Annotated in this window: 16 protein-coding genes; 6 read left to right on the forward strand and 10 right to left on the reverse strand. The window is 64.4% G+C overall.

What is annotated here, in order from left to right; genetic code table 11:
- Window positions 1–56: 56 nt before the first annotated feature.
- Together ACYVKQ_RS11890 and ACYVKQ_RS11895 are read left to right on the forward strand one after the other, a co-directional pair.
- Window positions 57–746 carry a carboxypeptidase-like regulatory domain-containing protein gene (locus ACYVKQ_RS11890; RefSeq protein WP_460675554.1) on the forward strand — a complete coding sequence of 230 codons (690 nt, stop codon included), beginning with the start codon at window positions 57–59 and terminating at the stop codon, window positions 744–746.
- Window positions 747–1004: 258 nt separating this feature from the next.
- On the forward strand, window positions 1005–2381 hold the full coding sequence (locus ACYVKQ_RS11895) for an NAD(P)/FAD-dependent oxidoreductase (RefSeq protein ID WP_460675555.1): 1377 nt from the start codon (window positions 1005–1007) through the stop codon (window positions 2379–2381).
- 92 nt (window positions 2382–2473) lie between these two features.
- Here ACYVKQ_RS11895 and ACYVKQ_RS11900 read toward each other — a convergent pair whose 3' ends face one another.
- From ACYVKQ_RS11900 to ACYVKQ_RS11925, 6 genes are all read right to left on the reverse strand, one after another.
- Complete coding sequence (locus ACYVKQ_RS11900) at window positions 2474–2869, reverse strand: hypothetical protein (protein ID WP_460675556.1); 396 nt, start codon at window positions 2867–2869, stop codon at window positions 2474–2476.
- Between the two features lie 78 nt (window positions 2870–2947).
- The gene (locus tag ACYVKQ_RS11905) at window positions 2948–3322 is read right to left on the reverse strand and encodes a PH domain-containing protein (RefSeq protein ID WP_460675557.1); all 375 of its coding nucleotides are present in this window, start codon (window positions 3320–3322) and stop codon (window positions 2948–2950) included.
- A gap of 143 nt (window positions 3323–3465) precedes the next feature.
- Window positions 3466–3879 (reverse strand): hypothetical protein, encoded by a 414-nt coding sequence (locus ACYVKQ_RS11910; protein ID WP_460675558.1) that lies wholly within the window; start codon window positions 3877–3879, stop codon window positions 3466–3468.
- 236 nt (window positions 3880–4115) lie between these two features.
- The gene (locus ACYVKQ_RS11915) at window positions 4116–4535 is read right to left on the reverse strand and encodes a hypothetical protein (protein WP_460675559.1); all 420 of its coding nucleotides are present in this window, start codon (window positions 4533–4535) and stop codon (window positions 4116–4118) included.
- 163 nt (window positions 4536–4698) lie between these two features.
- Window positions 4699–7059, reverse strand: a complete 2361-nt coding sequence (locus ACYVKQ_RS11920; RefSeq protein ID WP_460675560.1) for a M1 family metallopeptidase — start codon at window positions 7057–7059, stop codon at window positions 4699–4701.
- Window positions 7060–7240: 181 nt separating this feature from the next.
- The gene (locus ACYVKQ_RS11925; RefSeq protein WP_460675561.1) at window positions 7241–7837 is read right to left on the reverse strand and encodes a HupE/UreJ family protein; all 597 of its coding nucleotides are present in this window, start codon (window positions 7835–7837) and stop codon (window positions 7241–7243) included.
- 123 nt (window positions 7838–7960) lie between these two features.
- Here ACYVKQ_RS11925 and ACYVKQ_RS11930 point away from each other — a divergent pair, with 123 nt between their 5' ends.
- Window positions 7961–8383 (forward strand): hypothetical protein, encoded by a 423-nt coding sequence (locus ACYVKQ_RS11930; RefSeq protein WP_460675562.1) that lies wholly within the window; start codon window positions 7961–7963, stop codon window positions 8381–8383.
- A gap of 120 nt (window positions 8384–8503) precedes the next feature.
- On the opposite strand, the gene ACYVKQ_RS11935 is transcribed toward ACYVKQ_RS11930, so the two are convergent.
- Complete coding sequence (locus ACYVKQ_RS11935) at window positions 8504–12103, reverse strand: pectinesterase family protein (RefSeq protein WP_460675563.1); 3600 nt, start codon at window positions 12101–12103, stop codon at window positions 8504–8506.
- 300 nt (window positions 12104–12403) lie between these two features.
- On the opposite strand from ACYVKQ_RS11935, the gene ACYVKQ_RS11940 reads away from it, so the two are divergent.
- Together ACYVKQ_RS11940 and ACYVKQ_RS11945 are read left to right on the forward strand one after the other, a co-directional pair.
- The gene (locus ACYVKQ_RS11940; protein WP_460675564.1) at window positions 12404–12862 is read left to right on the forward strand and encodes a hypothetical protein; all 459 of its coding nucleotides are present in this window, start codon (window positions 12404–12406) and stop codon (window positions 12860–12862) included.
- 228 nt (window positions 12863–13090) lie between these two features.
- Complete coding sequence (locus ACYVKQ_RS11945) at window positions 13091–13660, forward strand: hypothetical protein (protein WP_460675565.1); 570 nt, start codon at window positions 13091–13093, stop codon at window positions 13658–13660.
- A gap of 58 nt (window positions 13661–13718) precedes the next feature.
- Here ACYVKQ_RS11945 and ACYVKQ_RS11950 read toward each other — a convergent pair whose 3' ends face one another.
- Window positions 13719–14039 carry a hypothetical protein gene (locus tag ACYVKQ_RS11950; RefSeq protein WP_460675566.1) on the reverse strand — a complete coding sequence of 107 codons (321 nt, stop codon included), beginning with the start codon at window positions 14037–14039 and terminating at the stop codon, window positions 13719–13721.
- A 200-nt stretch (window positions 14040–14239) separates the two neighbouring features.
- Complete coding sequence (locus ACYVKQ_RS11955; RefSeq protein WP_460675567.1) at window positions 14240–15028, reverse strand: hypothetical protein; 789 nt, start codon at window positions 15026–15028, stop codon at window positions 14240–14242.
- Between the two features lie 354 nt (window positions 15029–15382).
- On the opposite strand from ACYVKQ_RS11955, the gene ACYVKQ_RS11960 reads away from it, so the two are divergent.
- Window positions 15383–16366 carry an L-threonylcarbamoyladenylate synthase gene (locus ACYVKQ_RS11960; protein ID WP_460675568.1) on the forward strand — a complete coding sequence of 328 codons (984 nt, stop codon included), beginning with the start codon at window positions 15383–15385 and terminating at the stop codon, window positions 16364–16366.
- Window positions 16367–16446: 80 nt separating this feature from the next.
- Here the strand turns inward: ACYVKQ_RS11960 and clpB are convergent, their stop codons facing one another.
- Window positions 16447–19059, reverse strand: a complete 2613-nt coding sequence (clpB, locus tag ACYVKQ_RS11965) for an ATP-dependent chaperone ClpB (protein WP_460675569.1) — start codon at window positions 19057–19059, stop codon at window positions 16447–16449.
- Window positions 19060–19083 lie beyond the last annotated feature (24 nt).

A 19083-nucleotide genomic window follows, 5' to 3' on the forward strand; every position in this document is an offset into this window, starting at 1 on the left:
CCCGCCCGAAGCCTCGTAAAAGAGCCTTATCTTTGCTTATACCGCCTCCCGCCGACATGCCCTTGATTGTCTGTTTTCGCCATACCCTCCGCGCCTTCCTGCTGTCGTCGGTGCTCGTGCTGGCCGCCGCGTTGCTGCCTGCCCCCGACGCCTGGGCGCAGGGCCAGCGGCAGGTCGTGCAGTTTTCGGGCATCGTAGCCACCGGCGACTCCCTGCTGGGCGTGCCCGGCGCCACCGTGTTTCTGCCCAAGGCCGGCCGCGGCACCGCCACCAATGCTTATGGGTACTTCTCGCTGCCCGTGCTGGCCGGCGACTCCATTGTTATCCGCTCGTTGGGCTACCGCAACCAGTACGTGGTCATTCCGCCCGACTACCCGCGCCAGAGCTACTCGGTGATTGTGCAGCTCAAGGAAGACGCGACGGTGCTCCCCGAGGTGCGTATTTTCCCGTACGTAACTGAGAAGGACTTCAAGCGCGCCTTCCTGGCCCTGAAGCTGCCCCAGGAGCGCGGCACCCGCACCGCCGAAAACCTCAATGAGCAGATCATGCGGCGCATTTTCCTGAACGCGCCCGTCACCAGCATGGCCAACTACCGGCAGACCATGCAGGCGCAGCAGCTCGACCAGCAGCGCCGCATGGGTGTGGCCCCGAACCCGTATTCCAACAACCCGCTGCTGAACCCGTTCAGCTGGCTGCAGCTCATCCAGCAGATCAAAAACGGCGAGTTCAAGAAGAAAGACGAGTAGCACCGACTCTCGTCGTGTTCTTGCGGGGCCAAGGGACGAAGAACGCCATAGCTCTTCGGCCCGGCGCAACGAACCATTTCATGGACACCGCCCGAAACCACTAGCTGTGGTTTCGGGCAGTGTCGTTTTTGGGGTAGCAGGCAGGGCTTCGCGTCGCCGTGGTTCGTAACCACCCAGGCCGTTTTCCGGTAAAGTCAAATCAGGCCGCATTGTGCCACCGCGGGCTTACTTTGGCCCGTCTCAACCCAGGTTTGCCTTATGGATACGAACCTTCCGAAATCGGCGCACCCGCGCCTGGTCATCATCGGCTGCGGCTTCGGGGGCCTGCGCCTCGCGCAAGCCCTGAAGCACGACCCGGTGCAGGTCGTGGTCATCGACCGCCACAACTACCACAACTTCCAGCCGCTGCTCTACCAGGTAGCCACCGGCGCCCTGGAAGCCGACAGCATTGCCTACCCCATCCGCAAGATTTTTGCCGGGCAGAAGAACTTCTTCTACCGCATGGCCGACGTGGAGCGCGTGGACACGGCCTCGAACACGGTGCACACCAACATCGGCGACATCAGCTACGATTACCTCGTCATTGCTACCGGCTCGCTCACCAACTTTTTCGGCATCGAGAGCATTGAGCGCAATGCCATGCAGATCAAGAGCATTCCCAATGCCCTGAACCTGCGCAGCTACATCTTCCAGAACTTCGAGAAGGCCCTGCTCAAGGAAGACCCCGCGCAGCGGCAGGCGCTGATGAACATCGTGGTGGTGGGCGGCGGCCCCACGGGCGTCGAAATCAGCGGCTCCCTGGCCGAGATGCGCCGCACGGTGCTGCCCAAGGACTACCCCGAGCTGGACCTCAAGGAAATGAACATCATCCTGGTGGAGGCCGGCCCGGCCCTGCTGGGCCCGATGTCGCCGAAGTCGCAGCGGGAGGCGCTGCGCTACCTGCAGGAGCTGGGCGTGGACGTGCGCCTGAACACGGGCATTAAGCGCTTCGAGGACTGCCGCGCCTACTACTCCGACACGGACTTTATCCCGACGGAAAACCTGATCTGGGCCGCCGGCGTGAACGGGGCCGCGCTGCCGGGCGTGCCCGAGGCGGTGGTCACGCGCAACAAGCGCATCACCGTAAACCGCTGGAACCAGGTGGAAGGGCTGCCCAATGTGTTTGCCATCGGCGACGTGGCCAACATGGTGACCGAGGACATGCCCAAGGGCCTGCCCATGCTGGCGCCCGTGGCCCAGCAGCAGGCCGACCACCTGGCCGAAAACTTCCGGCGCCTCGCCAAGGGGCAGCCGCCGGAGCCGTTCGTGTACAACAACAAGGGCGTCATGGCCATTGTGGCCCGCAACAAGGCCGTGGTGGACCTGCCCAAAAACGTGCACTTCAACGGCTTCTTCGGCTGGCTAACCTGGTTGTTCGTGCACCTGATGACGCTGGTGGGCTTCCGCAACAAGGTGGTGGCCTTCGTCGACTGGGCCTTCAGCTACTTCAGCGCCGATCAGGCTCTGCGCCTCATTATCCGTCCCTTCAACCGCCGCGACATGAAGGACGACAAAGGCAAGCGCGCCGCCGAGCACCAGGCCGCCACGCCGCAGTACAATCCGACGCCGCCCGCCATCCAGACGCCGGCTGCGTAGCGGAAGGGCATCGGCCCAACGCAAAGGGGAGTGGCTGTTCGACTGGTGCGAACAGCCACTCCCCTTTGCGTTTAGATCGGCCACTTGTGGCCTTACTGGCAGGGCTTGTCTTGCACCAGCTCCAGGAAAACCAGGGGTGGTGGTGCGGCGCACTGAGTAGTGCGCGTCCCCAGGGCCGCTTTGTCGGCGTCGGTGGCCTGGCGGGCGACCAGGTAGACTTTTTTGCCGGGCTGGCGCAGCTGCGCAGGCAGGTTGATGGCCGTGACGGTGAAGGAATACTGATTACCGAGCGAGTCGATCCAGGCCTGGGCGTTGGTATTAGGCTGCGACAAGTTTAGCACGAAGCCGTAAGAGCCGGAATTCTGGTTGCAGTGCCGACCAATAACGGTGGCTTCCACGCATTCCACGGTCGTGGGGTCATCGTCGTCGCAGCCGGCGAGCAGGCCGCTCAGGCTCAGCAACGACGCAAATAATAAGTAGGATTTCATCGGGTGAGAAGTGGAGCTAAGGTGAGCACGAAGATAAACGGCGCCCGTAGGCGAATTGTGCCCTTGTGCGGCCCGGCTCTACAGCGCGTACTCGGCCAGGGCCCTGCTGATGTCGTGGATGTTTTGGTCGTTGCGGAAGGTTTTGCTCAGCGGCTCCGCCATGCCTCGTACCCAGATTTTCAGCTCCGCGTCGAGGTCGAAATGCCCGGTGGTTTCCATGCTGAACCGCTCGATGCTGCGGTACGGTACGCTCAGGAATTCCTTCTTCTTACCCGTCACGCCCTGCTTGTCTACCATGATCAGGCGCTTGTTCGTGAAGATGATCTGGTCGCGGATGATGGCGTAGGCTTTTTCCACCCGCTCGTCGGAGGCCAGGATGCGGGCGAGGTCCTGCTGGGTTTCCTGGGTGTCGTTTTCGGAAGCGTTGCCAAGGAGGCCGTCGAAGATGCTCATGGAATAAGAAGCTAAGGGTTGAGACACGCTCAAGGTAGGCGGAATAGCTAAGACTTGCGCCTCCGGTAGGCTGCAGCGCCGCCGCAAAAAGGCCCGTCAACGCAGGTTGGCGGGCCTTTGGCTACCGGCTGAGAGAAACCGGTTTAGTTGCTTTGGGTACGTACTTCATCGGTGCAGGCCGTGGCCGAGAGGTTAGTCAGGGTGTAAGGCTTCATGTTGGCGGGCGCGTCGAAGGCCAGGCATTGCAGCTCCGGAGCCGCACCACGGCCTGCGCGGTAGGTGAAATACAGCGTAGTGCCCGTTTCACCCAGCTTGCCCAGGTCGGTGTAGGTCGAAATAACGTGGTGGTAGGTTTTCGGGCCGGTGCCGTCGGCGTCGTACTGAATGGTCTGGCCACCGGCCTGGGCGCCGTGCAGCTGGATCAACGTGCCGGCCATGCAGGTGTGGCCGAGCACCGTGCCTGCCGTGCACTCGGGTTTTGGTTCGCAGTTGTCACGCTCGCAGCTGCTGAGCAGCACCAGCGCCGCCAGAGGGGCGAGAAGCAAGGAGGTTTTCATAGGGGTTGGAAGGGTAAAGGAGCAGATGTGAAAAGGAGAGCCGCGGTGGCCGCAATTCGTTGCAATCGGGTTAAAGATTTTCAACCAAAAGTGCCAAAGATCATGGGCCATCTTGAAACACCACCGGAAGCAGGGCTGCGCAAGCAGGCAAGACAAAACAGCCGCGGGGCACGCCGGCCGAACTGACCGGCTCGCGCCCCACGGCTGCCTCAGGGCCGGCCAGCTCGGTGCAGAGGCTAGTTGCCCGCCCCCGCGCTCTGACAGCCCGTAAACGCGACGTTTGTCAGCACCATGTGGGGAATCGGAAGCTGCACCACGGGCATCTGCGCCGTGCAGAAGCGCGGCGGCAGCGGGGCGTTGTGGTCGATGCTGAAATACACCTGCGTGCCGGTCGTAAGCGTGGCCTCCTGGCCCGGCACCGATGCCGCAATGACGTTGGTGTAGCGGACGGTGTCGCCCTGGTAGGGAAGGGTCGCGGCGCCCCCGATGGCGTAGCGGCTGTCGACTTTGATGAGGACACCGTCGAAGCAGTTCTTGCCCAGCACCGTGCCGGTGTAGCAGCTGGGCTCGGGGTCGTCGGTGCAGCGAATCATGTGGTTGCAGCCCGCCAGGGTGCCCAGCGCAAGCAAGCCAAGGGCAGAGAACAAGTGACGCATAAAACGCAGGGTTAAAACGTGAAGAATTAAGGAAACACTATTCAATCACGAAGAGACGCCGGCGGGCTCAGCGGTTGCAAGGCCTCTTCCGAAAGCTGGGCAGGGGCATAAAAAAAGCCAGATGTGGAGTACATCTGGCTTTTCGGGGCGCGAAGCGCGGAGGTTAATTGGAGCCGCCGGTGCTGCCGGCGCCGCTTTGCTGCGGCTGCTGCGACGACACGTTGCGTTGCTGCATGGGGTTGGTCGCGGGCGTGGCCTGCTGCTGAAACAGCTCGAAGCGCGAGGGCGCCAGCTTGCGCGGGAAGCCGTTGTTGGAGAGGTCCGTATCGGCCGTCTGCCCGTAGGGGTCAAGGGTAAACGAGGCCACCGGCTTTTCGGTCACGAATACCTTGGTGACCTCCGCATTGTTCTTGCGCCAGATTTCGGCCGGGATGTTCACCACTTCCTGGGTGCCGTCGTTAAACGTCATCTGAATGACGACCGGCATGACCAGGCCGCCCAGGTTCTTCAGGCTTACTTGGTAGAAGTTGAGCCCTTTGTTGAGCACCTCGCGCTCCTGGGGCGTAAGCTTCGAGACATACTGCTGATACTTGGCCTTGTCGGTTTCCGTCACGGCCAGCGCGTCGTAGCTGTTGTAGAAGTCTTTCAGCTCGGGGCGGTCGTCCACCAGCGTCTTCTGGATATCCTGCAGGTTGCGCTGCTGCGAGAGGCTCTGCGGCGCGGCGTTCAGCTCCTCGCGGCGGCGGGCATTCTCGATTTCGGGGTTCTTGGAGTCGGCTTTGTACCACTGCACGCCCTCGATGCTCAGGTCAGTGTGCTCGGTGCCGTAGAACCAGCCGCGCCAGAACCAGTCCAGGTCCACGCCCGAGGCGTCTTCCATGGTGCGGAAGAAGTCGGCCGGCGTGGGGTGCTTGTAGGCCCAGCGCTGGGCGTAAGTTTTGAAAGCGTAGTCAAACAGCTGCCGGCCCATCACCGTTTCGCGCAGGATATTCAGGGCCGTGGCGGGCTTGCCGTAGGCGTTGTTGCCGAGCTGCAGCACCGATTCCGAGTTGGTCATAATCGGGTTCTGCAGGTTCTGGGCCATGCTCATGTAGGGCACGATGTCCTTCGGCTCGCCGCGGCGCGAGGGGTAACCCCGTTCCCATTCCTGCTCGGCGAGGTACTGCATGAAGGTGTTCAGGCCCTCGTCCATCCACGTCCACTGCCGCTCGTCGGAGTTGACAATCATCGGGAAGAAGTTGTGGCCCACTTCGTGGATGACCACCGAAATCAGCCCGTACTTCGTCGAGGCCGAGTAGGTGCCGTCGGCTTCGGGGCGGTAGCCGTTGAAGCAGAGCATGGGGTATTCCATGCCGCCGATGGGGCCGTGTACGGAAATGGCTACCGGGTACTGGTAGGGCACGGTCATGCGCGAGTACACCTTCAGCGTGTGCGCCACCGATTGCGTGGAATACTGCCCCCACAGCGGGTTGGCCTCCTTCGGGTAGTACGACATGGCCAGCACGGGCTTGCCTTCGATGGTCAGGCCCATGGCATCCCAGATAAACTTGCGCGAGGAGGCCCAGGCGAAGTCGCGCACGTTTTTGGCGGCAAAAACCCAGGTTTTGGTGTTCTTGGCGCGGCCCTGCTCCGCCTTCACGGCCTCGGGCTGCTCCACGATAACCACCGGCTTGGAGGCGGTCTTGGCCTGCTCCAGGCGCTTGCGCTGGGTAGCCGTGAGCACCTGCTCGGCGTTCTGCAGCGTACCGGTGGCGCCCACCACGTGGTCGGCCGGGGCGGTGATGCTCACGCGGTAGTCGCCGAAGGGCAGCGTAAACTCGCCCTGGCCCAGAAACTGCTTGTGCTGCCAGCCGTTCACGTCGTCGTAGACGGCCATGCGGGGGTAGAACTGCGCAATTTCGTAGAGGTAGTTCTTGTCCTGCGGGAAGAACTCATAGCCCGAGCGGCCGCCGAGCTTCTTCTGGTCGTTCACGTTGTAGTGCCACTTCACCGAGAAGGTCACCGACTGCTTCGGGGCCAGCGGCTGGGGCAGGTCCACGCGCATCATGGTGTAGTTGACGGTGTGGGGCAGCTGCTTGCCCGCGCCCTTCAGGCGGATGTCGTCAATCTTAAACGAGCCGTCGAAGCCCGTACGCTGAATGTGCTCCAGGGCCTGAAACGAGAGCTTTTCCTGCAGCGAAGCGGTCTGCGTCAGCGCCGTCATGGAGTTCGGCGCGTAGATGTTCGCGTCGAGCTGCAGCCAGAGGTAGCTGAGCTTATCGGGGGAGAGGTTGGTGTAAGTAATGTCCTCCGAGCCCGTGATGCTCTGGTTCTCGTCGTTGAGCGTGACCTTAATGTTGTAGTCGGCGCGCTGCTGCCAGTAGTCGCGGCCCGGGGCGCCCGAGGCGGTGCGGAACGAGTTCGGCGTGGGCAGCTCCGTGCCGAGCTGGGCAAATTTGTCGGTGCCGGAGTTGGTGCTCTGCGCCAGCGCCGGAGCGGCTAGCACGGCCGTGAGGCCCGCGGCGAGAAGTAAGCGAAAACGCATGCAGTGAATGGCGAAAATGGACTCGTAAAATAGCACCTCGGCCGGAAAGCCCGGAAAAGCGCCGTGGTTAGGTGTCTTGGCAAGGGCCAAGGACGCCGGCAAAGCGCCGGGGCTGCGCCGGCAAACCGGGTAAAGCCGATTTTAGAAAAAAAAGTGCCGACCTAGCTTGAAGGTCAGGGTATTACGCGCCGGCGTGCTGGCCGAGCAGCAGCATGACGGCAATGCCGGCCGCGGCCCCGCTGACCACCAGCACCCAGTCGCGGCGCCCGGCCCCGCCCACGCGCAGCACCACCAGGCCCAGCAGCAGAATCAGCCCCACAATCAGCAGCTGCCCGATTTCGACGCCCACGTTGAACGCCAGCAGCTCCAGCACCGGGCGGCTTTGCTGGCCCAGCAGCTCGCGCAGGTAGTTGGAAAAGCCCAGCCCGTGAACCAGGCCGAAGCCGGCCGCCAGCGCGTTGGGCAGCGTCCAGAGCACCGGATCGGTGGGCCGCGGCACGTGGCCGGCACGGCGCAGATTGGCCGCGCAGGTTAGCAGGATGGTCACCGGAATCAGGGCCTCGATGACGGCCGCCGGAAACGTAACCAGGCCCAGCGTGGCCAGGGCCAGCGTGAGGGAGTGGCCGAGGGTGAAGCTCGTGACCAGCGCCACCACGCGGCGCCAGTCACGCAGCACGAAGGGGGCGCACAGCGCCAGCAGGAATACGAGGTGGTCGTAGGCCTGCAGGTTGAAAATGTGGAAAAAGCCGAGCTGGAGGTAGGTTTGAAACACCGACATGCGGCAAAGCTAGCCCCAGGCCGCCAAAACGAGTCCGCGCCCATAACCTGCCGGTGGACCCACGGCCGGCACCGGGCTTGCCGCGCCTCCGTATCTTGCACCGATAACCCCGCCCGATTTCGTATGCGCAAGCAATTGCTCGTCGCCGCTGGCCTGCTAGTGCTGGGTGTCGGCGCCCAGGCCCAGGATACTCCCGTGTTGCCCGCCGTGCCCGTGCCCCCGCCCGACCCCACGCTGGGCCGCCCCGCGCCCGACACGGTGCAGGCCGTGCACGCGCTGTTTCGCAAGCGCCGCAACGGCGGCACCGTGTACACCTCGTTGGGCGGACTGGTGCTGCTGCGCGGGGTGCTGTCGGGGCCGTACGCGGCGGGGCTGGGCGTCTCGGCGGCGGTGTCGGCTCCGTTTCTGGCCATCGGCATCAGCAAGCTGGTGCGCTTCGGCACCAAGCGCGAGGACGTCGTTATCAAGCAGTACCAGAAAGGCCAGCCGCTGCCGGCCGCCATCCGGCGCCGGCTGCGCGCGGAGCACTTCGAGCCGGTGCGCTGATACCCAAGCGCGCAACAGTGCCGCCAGGTAGCGCGGTTGCGCAGTTCAACCACCGCCCAGAAAACAAAAAGCCCCGCCGGCAGTGCCGGCGGGGCTTTTTAGCTTAAGGCGAAATGGCGGTTACTGGCGCACGATGCGGCGGGTGTCGATACCGCCGTCGGTGCTCACGCGCAGCAGGTACACGCCGGCGGGCTGCGCCGTCAGGTCGACGGCTACTTTCGACTGGCCGGCCGGAACGGCCTGCTGCCGCACCACCTGGCCCAGGGCGTTGAGCACGGTCAGCTGCGCGGGTTTGGCGTAGCCCGTCAGCTCCAGGCGCAGCTGCCCGTCGGGCGTCGGATTGGGGTATACGTTCAGCGCGGAGCCGGCCAGCGGCTTGGCCGTGGCCGTCACCACCAGCGGCGCCGACGGCGCCGACATGCAGCCGGCGGAATTGGTGGCCACCAGGGTATAGGAGCCGTACTGCGCGGCCGAGTTGATGACGTAGGTCTGCGCCGTGGCGCCCAGGATCGGCTGATTGTTGAGCAGCCACTGGTTGCCGGTTGATGAGCTGGAGGTCAGCGTCGTGGTCGGGCCGTTGTACTGCACCGTGAAGGTATGCGGCGCCGGCGTGGGCTGCACCACAATAACGGCCGTGCTCGTCACGGCCGCGCAGCCGCCGCCGGCCGCCAGGGTATTGGTCACCGTGTAAGTGCCCGCCGCGGAGGTGGCCAGCGTGATGACGCCCGTCGTGGCGTTGATCGTCAGGCCCGGGGTCGACGAGAAGGTGCCGGCCGTGGCGCCGGTGGCCAGCGCGGGGCTGACGACAACGCCGGAACCTGCGCAGTAGCTGCTCGTGCCGGGGTAGCTGAACGTGGCTACCTGGGGCGCGCTGATGCTAACCGTGGCCGTGCTGGTGACGGCGGCGCAGCCGCCGGCCGCGGCCACGGTGTTGGTGATGGTGTAGGTGCCGGGCGTGCTGGAGCCGGGCGTGATGGTGCCCGTCGTGGCGTCGATGGTCAGGCCGGCTGTGGAGGAAAAGGTGCCGGCCGTGGCGCCCGTGCCGAGCATGGGTGCTACGGTGCTGCTCTGCGAGGTGCAGTAGCTGGCGCTGGCGTAGCCGAAGCCCGCCGCGGCCGGTGCCGTAATGGTGACCGTCGCGGTGCTGCTGCAGCTGGCACTGGCCGTGTAGGTGACGGTGTAGGTGCCGGGCGTGGAAGCGGTTAGGTTGATAGCACCGGTCGTCGCGTTCAGGCTCAGGCCCGTGGTCGAGCTGAACGTACCGCCCGTGGTGCCCGTCACCGTGGCGGTGGGGTTGGTGGCCGTCTGGCAGAACGTGGCAGCCGCGTAGCTGAAGGCCGCGTTGCAGGCCACCGGCGTCACGTCCTCGCCCTTGAACATCACGTCCTTGAGCAGGGCGTAACGGCCCGCGCTGCTGGTGCCGGCGCCGAAGTACACGCGTACGGTCAGCGTCTGACCGGCCGTCAGGGTAAGGCCCGTGGTGGCCGTGCTCAGCGGGAAGCGGTACACGTTGGTGGGGCCGCCGGTCTGGTTAGCCAGGATGATCGGGGCGTTGAAGGCGCCGTAGTTGGCGGCGGGCAGCGAAGCCGCGCCCACTTTGCCGCCGGTCGGAATGTTCGTCGAATCGGCGGAGGTGAAGCCCGTGAGGGAGTACACCAGAGCCATGCGGCCGTTAGACGAGTTGTAGAAGGCCGCCGTCATCTGCAGCGTATCGAGGCGCAGCGTGCGCCCGGCCGCGGCCGTGATGGTGAACTGTTGGTAGAAGCGGCGGTCGAGGCTGGCGCCCACGGTGACGGGGGCGGGCGGCGTGGCGGCCGTCGACCACGAGCCGGCGGCAATCAGGGCCGCAGCCTGCCCGAACTTGCTGGAGTAGCCGCGGATGGCAGCTACCGTGGAGGCGTCGGACACGGCCAGGCGGCGCAGGGTGGCCGAGCTGGCCGTCACGCCGGCCGAGCGCACGGCGGCGCTGTCCTGGGCCGAGAGCCGGAAGGGCCACCACTGCAGCGGGGCCGTCACCACTTGCGCGGTGTTGACCTTGGCGCCCGTCACGGCCACCGATACGGCGGTGGCGCCGCTGCTCGCGTGGGTGATGTTGCCGGCGTAGGTGCCGGCCGCGGTGGCGTTCAGCCGCACGCTAATGGTGGTGGCCGCCAACGCATTGGCGGCCGGCGTCAGCACCAGGGGCGAGGCCGCGGAAAACCAGGTGGTGCCGCCGTTGGCCGATACCTCGTAGCCCGCGGGCGGAGTCACAGTCACGTTGTCGGTCAGGTTCACGCCCGTGAGGCTGTACGACTGCACGGCCGAGGCGCCGGTCTGGTACTGAGCAAAGGCACCCAGGCTGGCGGCCGCCGTCAGCGTCGGGATGCTCGATAGCTGAATGGTTTCGGTGGTGTGCGTGGCCGCGCCGGTTTTGGAAGCGCGCAGGTAGTAGTAGGCCGAGCCGGCGGCCGGCAGCGCGTCGGTGGTCTGGAAGTTGACGGTCGAGTCACTGAGAGCCGTCACTTCGTAGATCTTGCTGAAGGTCGTGTTGTCGGCCGAGCGAAACAGCTCGTACTTGATCTGGCTCATGGCCCAGCTGATGTTCCAGCTCAGGGTGGCCTGCGAGGCGCCCTTCACGGCGCGGAAGTTCGACACGGCAATGTCCGGCGCGGTGCCCGTGCAGAAGCCCGTGGCCACGGCGCAGGGGTCCCAGGTGCCGAAGAGGTTGGCGCGCGAGTACTGCGCCGTATCGGCCGGGGCCAGCTGCTGCGACCAGCTCACGCGCTGGGCGGTGGGCATGAGCGGGCCGCTGTAGTACTTGCTCTGAAACTCGGCGTAGGTAATCAGCCCGGTGTTGGTGCCCGCGTCCCAGGTGGTCCAGCCGGCCGGCTGCAGCAGGCCCGCGCCCACGGTGCTGCTCATAAACACGGTTTTGTTGGCCGCCAGCGGCGACGAGCCCGTGGAGTTCTGCCAGGGGCGGCCCAGGAAGTACTGCGTGCCGCCGGTGTTGGCCGGCAGCTTGGTTTTCTTGAATACGTAGCCGTAGGTCTGGCCCGCGGGCGTATTGGCGGCCGTGATAAACGAGCTGCCGGCGGCCGTGCGCGCCTTGGCGTACACCACGCAGTTCTCGAACAGGGCCACCGACGAGCCAAAGATGAAGTCGACGTTGCCGTCGATGTAGCAGTCCTTGAAGTAGTGGCGCGGCGTGCCGTTGCCCTTGGTGTAGAGCGTGTCCTGGTTGCCTAGGAAGCGGCAGCCCTTGAAGGCGGCGCGGTCGGCGTTCAGCAGCACGGCCACCGCCTGCGACCCGTCGCCGAAGCTGTTCTCAAACGTGATATTCAGGGCCGAAAAGTCGTCGGCGTTGACGGAGAAGCTGGCCGAATTCTGGGTGCCCAGCGTGCCACCGCCCGGGGCCGGCGTGCTGGCGCCGTCGTCGTAGGTGAGGACGGTGCCGGCCACGCTTTCGCCCACCAGCTGCAGAAACGGCTTGTTCGACGGCACGCTGATTTTCTCCTTGTAGCGGCCGTTTTTGATGAAGATGGAGTAGACGGCGGTACGGCCTGTGGGCGCGGCGTTGATGGCCGCCTGCACGGTGGTGTAGTTGCCGCTGCCATCCTTGGCCACCACCAGGTCGTAAGCCAGCAGCGGCGAGCTAAGCGCCGAGAACAGTAGCAGGCAGAGGGTCAAGAAGGGCCAGCGCAAGGCGACTGTTCGCCTCGATAGCGTAGAAATTTGATGCATGTAGTGGTGGTTGGGGTGAGAATCAGTTGAATATTAGCAGGATGAAATGGCCTGCTGGGCTCGGCGGCGGGCGTTTATTTGTGCAAACGTTATCGGGAACGTTGCCGGGAAACCTCATGCCTTGTTAGTGAGGTGGTGAGTCCTCACTTTCGCCGAGTAGCGGCCGGGGTCGATTGGCATCCAGTCAGTGTCGACCGGTGACTTTACTACCCCACCCGGTCATTTGAGAAGCAGGAGGCAATCAACATCTTCGGGGCAACCTTCACGGTTGGGGCGGGCTCCTGGGATAAACAGTGTCATATGCTACTTCCTGATGCCTATTACCGCCCACGGGGTAGCCGCCGGCTGGCCGGCACCTTGCTATTAAGCCTGCTACTGACTGCGCCGGGCATTGGCGCCCAGCCTATGCCGCGGCCGCTGGGCACGGCGCCCACTCAGGAAGATACCGTGCGCGCCGTGCGGCGGCTCTTCAACGCCCGCAGCCACCACGGGGCCTGGCTGCTTAGCGGCAGCGGCGTGGTGGCGGCTGGCGTCGGCATTGCCAACATCTGGCCCGCCTACTACGGGCCACGCATTACGCGGGGACAGGCTTCGGGTCTGGGCCTGCTGTTCAGCGGCTCGACGGTGGGCTTGGGCCTGTGGCGCAGCATCCGGTTCAGCACTAAGCGCCGCGACGAAGTGGTGGCCGCGTATCAGCAGGGCGAGCCGCTGCCGCGGTTCGTGCGCCGCCGCTTGCAGACCAAGCATTTCGGCCTTTGAGAAGTTCAGGCCGCAGAAGCAAACCAAGTCATTTGGCTGAGTCCAAGGCGGCCCGCTATTTTTGCTTGATACGCCACCCTTCGTTCTGGTGTGTTGCGCTGCCCAAACGTCTCTTCGCAATGGGCCTGACCACCGAAATCCTGCTGCTTTGCGCCCGCCGAGCAGCTAGGCTGCCACCTCTGACGCTTGGATAGGCTGTATTCCAACCAGGACCACCTGCTTCATAATATGCTAACACGTTTGCTCTCGGCGGCCCTACTGGCCGTACTGAGCGGCCCGGCACTGGCACAAACCCCGACGGCCCCCATTGCCCCGCTGCCCACGCTGCCCGATTCCATTCCCAAGCAGTTGGGAAACTGGTACCTGCCGCACTACCAGTCCAGCGCCACGGTGGCCGACACGGCCGGGGCGCTGTTGTCGCTCTACGCCACCAAGCGGGCCAACACCTGGTGGTTTCTGCCGCTGGCACCGCTGGGCCTGGCCATGGTGCAGCCGTCGAAGGAGTACATCAATGACCAGCTGGTAGACACCGATCCGCCGGCGGCATGGCAGGTCGCCATTGGGGTGCCGCTGATGGTAGGTGGGGCAGGCATAATGGTGGCCCGGCTGGTCAAATACAGCCGCAGTGGCCTGGGTCAGGTTCAGCGCGACTACGAAGCCGGCAAACCCATTCCGGCCAACCTGCGCCGCAAACTTAAGCCGCGCCACTACGCGCAGGCGGCCATCGTGCGGGTTGCTATTGTGCAGTCGTTACAGATGGAAAAGCTGAAGGCGCAGCAGAAAGCGCTGCGCCGGTAGCGCGTAGAATGCCGGATCCTCAGAGCCCCGCCGGCAGCGGCGGGGCTCTGAGGATCCGCTAAGGCTTGCGGAAAATCAGCGTGCTGGTGTTGTTGTCGTCTTCGGCGCCGCTGAACGAGCCCTGAAGCACGTAGCCGGCCGCAAACAGCTTGTCGAACACGACCTGCAGCCGCTCAGCGTTGCTGACTTGCTCTTTCTTGTTCGGCACCGCTATCAGCTCCATCATTTCGGTTTTACCCGGGCCGTAGCTTACCACCACGTTGTTCCAGCCCCCCGACTCGCGCACCCGTACGACGGCCGTGTTGCCAGGGGTAGTTTGGGCTTGGACGGGGCCACAATAGAGGCCCGCGAGGCCAGCCAATAACAGGAGCTTTTTCATAGAAGAAAGGTTAGGGGGAGAAGATCAGCCCAGCGCAAAAAGCCCGCCACGGTAGCCAGAGGCGTACCCAAGGTGAAGCAAGGCACCACCAGCCCCTGGGCATCCACTTCCCAAAACTCGCTTCATTCATCGCCCCGTCTGAGCCCGATGCGCTACTGCCGCGCCGCAGATACCTCGGCCAAGCTCTGTCAGCAGCGCTGCTACCCCAGCTTGGGCAGCCCCAGCAGGTATAGTTTTTTTGACTTGCCCGCCAGCACGCCGGTTTCCCAGGTGTAATCCTCCGACTGTAATCCTTCGAGCAGCAGGGCCATATCCCCGAGGGTGTAGGTGCGGGCGTTGGACACGGCGCCGTCCCAGGCAAAGCAAAAAGGAATGACGGGCACGAGGTAAGTGAAAAACAGCTGCCGGAGCGTGAGCGGGCGCGCCAGCGGCGTGATGAACAGCGCCATCAGGAAGTTCGGAATCAGGGCCACCCACCACAGCACAATGGGGAAGCTGTTGTCGCTGATTTCGTAGGCGCAGAAGGGCTGGCGCTGCTGCTGGGCGTCCTGCAAGATGCGGCGGACCACCTCGGGGCGCATGTGGTGCAGGCTGCAAATCATGGTGCGCACGCCGCGTAGCTCGGGCCCCACGCGGGTAGCGTCCACGGGGTGGGTTTCGTAGCGAATACCGGGTTCCAGCCGCCCGTTGATGGCCGCGGCCAGCTCCAGGTTGGGGTAGAGGTCGGTAAGGGTAAGCTGCAGGTGTTCGTGGCCGGGTTGGGCTTTCAGCGCCTGGTACACCGGCAGCATGGGCCCGCCGCTGCCCGAGCACAGGTCCACCACGGCGGCGGTGTTGGTATGCATCAGGGCCCGATTGAGTAGCTGGGTCAAGTCCGCCGACGAGCCTAGGAATTTGTGCATCACCACAATGAGCCGCGTCAGGCTGGTGCGGAGCCAGTTGGGAAACCACGGGAAGTCCTCAAACTCGAACAGGTGGATGCGTTTCATGGGGGTAAGTGGCTAAGTGCCTGACCTGATTTGCAGCGGCAACTTACACCGGCGCAGTGCTCAGAACATAGTAAAACGCATATATCTGCTTCCGCAACCTGCGTTCAGGTGGCGCATAGCTTCCGCCCGCGGGCCGAGCCGTTTTCACCCCAGCGCGCTGCAGCGCTGGTTACGCTGGTGGAAGGGGCGGGTAATCAAAAAACATGTTTGGGCGCTTTCCAAGGCGTCAGATGAGCATGATGCGCTTCACCGTTGCTGTTCGCAAAGCCTGGAACCGGCTGTGCGCGGCGGCCTTTGGCCGGGCCGCGTACCTTTGCCCCCGCTCCGAACGTCCGGAGCCGCTTTCATGACCCCATGAACACGCTGCTGGGTACCGACCTAGACCGCGCCGCCGCCCTGCTGCGGGCTGGCGAGCTGGTGGCCGTGCCAACTGAAACGGTGTACGGCCTGGCCGGGCACGGCTTGCGCGAGGACAGCTTGCGCCGCATCTTCGAGGTGAAGGGCCGGCCGCTGAGCAACCCGCTGATCCTGCACTTTGCCAGCGCCGCGCACCTGGCCGGCTACGTGCGCCCCGATGCCGTGCCCGCCGCAGCGCATATCCTGCTGGCGGCTTTTAGCCCCGGCCCGCTCACGCTGCTGCTGCCGCGCGAGCCGGCCGTGGTGCCCGATACCGTCACGGCCGGCCTGCCCGACGTGGCCGTGCGCATCCCGGCGCATCCCCTGGTGCACGAGTTGCTGGCCCGCCTCGACTTCCCGCTGGCGGCCCCGTCGGCGAATCCCTTCGGCTACATCAGCCCCACCTTGCCCGAACACGTGCTGCGCCAGCTGGGCGGCCGCATTCCGTACATCCTCGACGGCGGCCCGTGCCAGCAAGGCATCGAAAGCACGGTGGTGGGCTTTGGGCCCGCCGGTGAGCCGGTGGTGTACCGGCCGGGGGCCATTTCACTGGAGCAGCTGCAGGCCGTAGTGCCCACCGCCCGCCTGCGCACCGCCGCCGAGAAAACCCAAAAAGCGGCCAGTCCCGGCCTGCTGCCTTTCCACTACTCGCCCCACACGCCGCTGCAGCTGTTTGGCCCCGGCCTGGCTGAGGTACCCGCCTTCGACCCCGCCACCACCGGCGCCCTCACCCTGCGCGAGCCGGTGCCGGGCCTGCCCAGCGGACAGCAGGTGGTGCTCAGCCCCGGCCGCGGCGACCTGGCCGAAGCCGCCCACGGCCTTTACGCCGCCCTGCACCGCCTCGATGGTCTGGGTCTGCGGCAGCTGCTGGCCGAACGCCTGCCGGAAACGGGCATCGGCGTGGCGCTGAACGAGCGGCTGGAGAAAGCGGCGGCGCGCTAGCCGCGCACAAACCCAACAACGCAAAAAGCCCCGCCGGCACACAGCCGGCGGGGCTTTTCACTATCAGCGCAGCTCCGAGCTTATTCTACTGTTGGCATTTCCACGTTCACGAACTGGATATGCCCGTCGCGTAGCTCGGCTTCCACCACGGCGTCTTTGCTGACTTTGCCGCTCAGGATTTCCTTGCTCAGCTCATTCAGAATCAGCCGCTGCAATACCCGCTTGAGGGGCCGGGCACCGAAGGTCGGGTCGAAGCCCTGCTCGCCGAGGAAGTCCAAGACCTCGTCGGTGGCTTCCAGCCGGATACCGGCTTCTTCCAGGCGGTGCTGAATCTGCCGGAACTGGATGTCCACGATCTTGCGAATCTCGCGGCGTTTGAGCGGCTGGAACATCACGATTTCGTCGATGCGGTTCAGGAACTCGGGGCGCATGTGGCCTTTCAGGCGCTCCACCACTTCCTCGCGGGTGCGGTCCACCACTTCGTCGTGGTTGTACTCGTTGAGCTCCTTGAAGTTCTTCTGAATGATGTCGGCCCCCGTGTTCGAGGTCATGATGATGATGGTGTTCTTGAAGTTCGCCACCCGACCCTTGTTGTCAGTGAGGCGGCCATCATCGAGCACCTGCAGCAGGATGTTGAACACGTCGGGGTGGGCCTTTTCAATCTCGTCGAGCAGAATCACGGAGTACGGCTTGCGGCGCACGGCCTCGGTCAGCTGGCCGCCTTCGTCGTAGCCCACGTAGCCGGGAGGCGCCCCGATCAGGCGCGACACGGCGTGGCGCTCCTGGTACTCGCTCATGTCGATGCGCACCATGGCGTTTTCGTCGTTGAACAGGTACTCGGCCAGGGCCTTGGCCAGCTCCGTCTTGCCCACGCCGGTGGTGCCGAGGAAGATAAACGAGCCGATGGGCCGCTTGGGGTCCTGCAGGCCGGCGCGGCTGCGGCGCACGGCGTCCGAAATGGCCGCAATGGCTTCCGACTGCCCCGCCACGCGCTTACCCAGCTCGCCTTCCAGGTTCAGCAGCTTCTCGCGGTCCGACTGCAGCATTTTGCTCACCGGAATGCCCGTCCACTTGGCCACTACCTCGGCAATGTCCTCGTGGGTTACCACTTCCTGCAGCATGGAGCCACCGTCTTTATTCGCGTTGGCCTGCTCCTGCAGGGTTTTCAGTTTGGCTTCAGCTTCCTGAATCTTGCCGTAGCGCAGCTCGGCCACGCGGCCGTAGTCGCCCTGGCGTTCGGCCTGCTCGGCTTCCAGCTTAAACCGCTCGATGGCCTCTTTTTGCTCCTGAATGTCGTTGAGCACGTTTTTCTCCGACTCCCAACGGGCTTTCAGGTCGTCGCGCTTCGAGCTGAGCTCGGCCAGCTCCTTGTTGAGCACGGCTTCGCGGTCCTTGTTGTCTTCGCGGCGGATGGCTTCGCGCTCAATTTCCAGCTGCATGATGCGGCGCTGCACCTCGTCGAGCTCCACGGGCATGGAGTTCAGCTCGATGCGCAGTTTTGCTGCCGCCTCGTCCATCAGGTCGATGGCCTTGTCGGGCAGGAAACGGTCGGTGATGTAGCGGCTCGACAGCTCCACGGCGGCAATGACGGCGTCGTCCGTAATCCGCACGCCGTGGTGCAGCTCGTACTTTTCCTTGATGCCGCGCATGATGCTGATGGCATCTTCGGTGCTGGGTTCGTCCACCATCACGGCTTGGAAACGGCGCTCCAGGGCCTTGTCCTTCTCCACGTACTTCTGGTACTCCTTCAGCGTGGTCGCGCCGATGGAGTGCAGCTCCCCGCGGGCCAGGGCCGGCTTGAGCAGGTTGGCCGCGTCCATGGCGCCCTCGCCGCCGCCGCCCGCCCCAATGAGCGTGTGCATCTCGTCGATAAACAGGATGATCTGCCCCTCGGAGTCGGTGACTTCCTTGATAACGGCTTTCAGACGCTCCTCAAACTCGCCCTTGTACTTGGCGCCGGCAATGAGCAGGCCCATGTCCAAGGACATGATGGTCTTGTCCTTGAGGTTCTCGGGTACGTCGCCGGCCACGATGCGTTGGGCCAGGCCCTCCACGATGGCGGTTTTGCCCACGCCGGGCTCCCCGAGCAGCACGGGGTTGTTCTTGGTGCGGCGCGAGAGAATCTGCAGCACGCGGCGGATTTCCTCGTCGCGGCCAATCACCGGGTCCATCTTGCCGGTGCGCACCTGCTCGTTGAGGTTGCGGGCGTAGCGGTTCAGGCTCTGGTACTGGTCCTCGGCCGACTGCGAGGTCACTTTGCGGCCGCCCCGCAGCTCCTTGATGGCGGCTTTGAGGTCTTTGGTATTGAAGCCCGTGTCCTTGAGCAGGGTAGCCACCTGGTCGCGGCCGTCCACGAGGGCCAGCAGCAGGTGCTCCACCGACACGTACTCGTCGCCGAACTCCTTGAGGAAGCCGTTGGCGCGCTGCATGGCGGCGGCAGCTTCGTTGGCGAGGTAGGGCGAGCCGCCGCTCACCTTGGGGTATGCCTGCACAATGGCATCCAGGCGCGGGGTAAGGATGTTCAGGTTCACGCCGAGCTTGCCGGCCAGAAACCCGGTTACGTTTTCATCCACCTGAAAGAGGCCTTTCAGGAGGTGGCCCGTCTCGATGGCCTGCTGCTGGTAGCCACCGGCAATTTCGGTGGCCTTCTGCACGGCCTCCTGAGCCTTGATAGTGAAGTTGTTGAAGTTCATAGCGCTAAGTCTGTTTCAGGTGCT

It is taken from the genome of Hymenobacter coalescens, assembly GCF_054783195.1.